4 protein-coding genes are annotated in these 2,576 nt (G+C 57.4%); all 4 read left to right on the forward strand.

Annotated features, from left to right (window positions below; translation table 11 throughout):
• Window positions 1-668 (forward strand): energy transducer TonB (locus ACO0K4_RS19355; RefSeq protein WP_422958313.1); only part of this gene is annotated, 668 nt, incomplete at its 5' end.
• Between the two features lie 82 nt (window positions 669-750).
• Entirely contained in the window at window positions 751-1,611 is an 861-nt protein-coding gene (locus ACO0K4_RS19360; RefSeq protein ID WP_422958314.1) for a MotA/TolQ/ExbB proton channel family protein, read from the forward strand.
• A gap of 96 nt (window positions 1,612-1,707) precedes the next feature.
• Entirely contained in the window at window positions 1,708-2,136 is a 429-nt protein-coding gene (locus ACO0K4_RS19365; protein WP_422958315.1) for an ExbD/TolR family protein, read from the forward strand.
• Between the two features lie 12 nt (window positions 2,137-2,148).
• Window positions 2,149-2,576 (forward strand): ExbD/TolR family protein (locus tag ACO0K4_RS19370; RefSeq protein ID WP_422958316.1); only part of this gene is annotated, 428 nt, incomplete at its 3' end.

Below are 2,576 nucleotides of genomic sequence, written 5' to 3' on the forward strand. Positions count from 1 at the left end.
GTATGGATTTTTCAAATCGCCAGCAAGAGCCGGGCAAGAAGTTGCTAGGGATAGGGCTGGTCGTTGCATTTCACGTCGTACTCGTGTACGCCCTGATCAACGGATTAGGGGTCAAAGTAGTCGAGTTCATCCAAAAGCCCCTGGAGACCAAACTCGTCGAAGAAATCAAACCGCCGCCGCCACCACCAGACATACCGCCACCGCCGCCGCCAAAGCTGCTGGCACCGCCCCCCCCGTTCATTCCCCCGCCGGAAGTCCAGGTACAGCAACAAGTCGTCACCCCCAACACCATCTCCCAGACCTCCCAGGTCCGGCCAGACAGCAACGTGTTGCCCAAATCGACGTTGCCCCCGGTCGTTGACGCCAAACCCGTCGGCGCCATCACCATCCCCGGCGTGATCGACTTCAACGTCCCCGGCTGCAAACCCGAATACCCGCGTGCCTCACTGCGCAATGAAGAAACCGGCACCGTCGTCCTCTTGGTTGCGATCGGCGCGGACGGCAACGTCAACGACGTCAAAATTGAAAAATCCAGCGGTTTCCGCGGACTCGACAACGCCGTGCGCTCCCAGCTCATGTCAGGCGCCTGCAAAAACAAACCAGGTACCGTAGACGGCAAGCCCCAAGCCACCACCACCAAAGTCCAATACGTCTGGAAACTCGACTAAGCAAGACCGAACAACAGCAACAAAAACAGCCACAACCACAGTAACAGCATTTGAAATTCAAATTTACGAAGGAAGCACACCCATGAAATTCAGCCTGAAAGCCCTATTGGCCGCCGCCATCATCGCCGTCACCGCCCACGCCGCCATCGCCCAAGAATCCGCCAGCGCCGCTGCCAGTGCAGCCCCCGCCGCCGCCGCTCCAGCAGATGCCGCCCCCGCTGCCGCTGCCCCCGCAGCTGAAGGCGCCGCCCCAGCCGCTGAAGCCAAAGACAAAGTCGACAACCCCTACGGACTCGACGCCCTCTGGAAAACCGGTGACTTCGTCGCCAAAGGCACCCTCATCATCATGTTCATCATGTCCATGGGCAGCTGGTACATCCTCATCACCAAAATCGTCGACCAGGTCAAACTGTCCGGCCAAGCCAAAGATGCCCAGAGCAAATTCTGGAAAGCCACCTCCGTCAATGCCGGCATCACCAGCTTAAAAGAAGGCAGCCCATTCCGCTTCATCGCCGAATCCGCCACCAAAGCCAGTGACCACCACGAAGGCGCCCTGTTAGAACAGATCGACCTCAACTCCTGGATCTCCATGTCCATCCAGCGCGCCGTAGAAAAAGTCCAAAGCCGTCTGCAAGATGGCTTAGCCTTCCTCGCCACAGTCGGCTCTACCGCCCCGTTCGTTGGTCTGTTCGGTACCGTCTGGGGTATCTACCACGCCCTGACAGCGATCGGTATCGCCGGCCAAGCCTCCATCGACAAAGTCGCCGGTCCGGTAGGTGAAGCCCTGATCATGACCGCCATTGGTCTGGCAGTCGCGGTTCCCGCCGTATTAGGCTACAACTTCCTGGTCCGCCGCAACAAGAGCGCCATGGAAGACGTCCGCGCCTTCAGCGCCGACCTGCACTCCGTCGTCTTGTCTGGCGTCATGTCCAAAAAAGCCTAAGTCAGCCGGCCAGAAGAAACACACTCCCACCCGGCGCCAGGCGCGTCGGGAAAGAGAGACAGTTGAAGAAGTTCGCTTATCTGAAAGAGAATAATTATGGCAATGGCAATCGGCAACGATGGTGACGGCGAAGACGAAGTCAACAGCACCATCAACACCACCCCATTGGTCGACGTCATGCTGGTCTTGCTGATCATCTTCCTGATCACCATCCCCGTCGTCACCCACACGGTCCCGGTCAAGCTTCCATCGGAAACCAACCAGCCGTACAAAACCAAACCAGAAAACATCAACATCGCCATCAACAAAGACGGCGACATGTTCTGGAACGAAGCCCCTGTCGCCAGTACCGACATCCTGCTCGACAAACTCAAAGTCGTCGCAGTCCAGGTACCGCAACCGGAACTGCATATTCGTGGTGACCAGAACACCCGCTACGAATTTGTCGGCAAAGTCATCCTGACCGCCCAGCGCGCCGGGATCGCCAAGGTCGGCTTCGTCACAGAACCCCCGCCAAAGGGCTAAGAAAGGAACACCATGGGAATGCAACTAGGCTCAGGGAGCTCAGGTGAACCGGACGTCATGATCGAAATGAACATGACGCCCTTAATTGACGTCATGCTGGTACTGATCATCATGCTCATCATCACCATCCCGATTCAAAATCATGCGGTGAACCTGAACATGCCGGTCAATGCACCGCCGGCCAATACGCAGGAAAAACCCGAAGTCATCTCCATTGACGTCGACTTTGACGGCACCGTTCTCTGGAATGGTGTTGCGATCCAGAACAATGCCGATCTCGAGTCGCGTCTGCTGACGGTGGCGACGACGCCGAATCAGCCGGAAGTGCATCTGCGGCCCAACAAGCTGGTGGCGTACAAGTCGGTAGCCCATGTGATGGCAACGGCACAGCGCCTTGGTGTCACTAAGATCGGGATGGTTGGTAATGAGCAGTTCTTGAA

Source organism: Undibacterium sp. RuTC16W, assembly GCF_049339445.1.
GTDB lineage: Bacteria > Pseudomonadota > Gammaproteobacteria > Burkholderiales > Burkholderiaceae_D > Undibacterium.

Coding starts and splice junctions, on each gene's coding strand:
- ACO0K4_RS19360 (WP_422958314.1), top strand. CDS start 751: ATGAAATTCAGCCTGAAAGCCCTATTGGCCGCCGCCATCATCGCCGTC.
- ACO0K4_RS19365 (WP_422958315.1), top strand. CDS start 1,708: ATGGCAATGGCAATCGGCAACGATGGTGACGGCGAAGACGAAGTCAAC.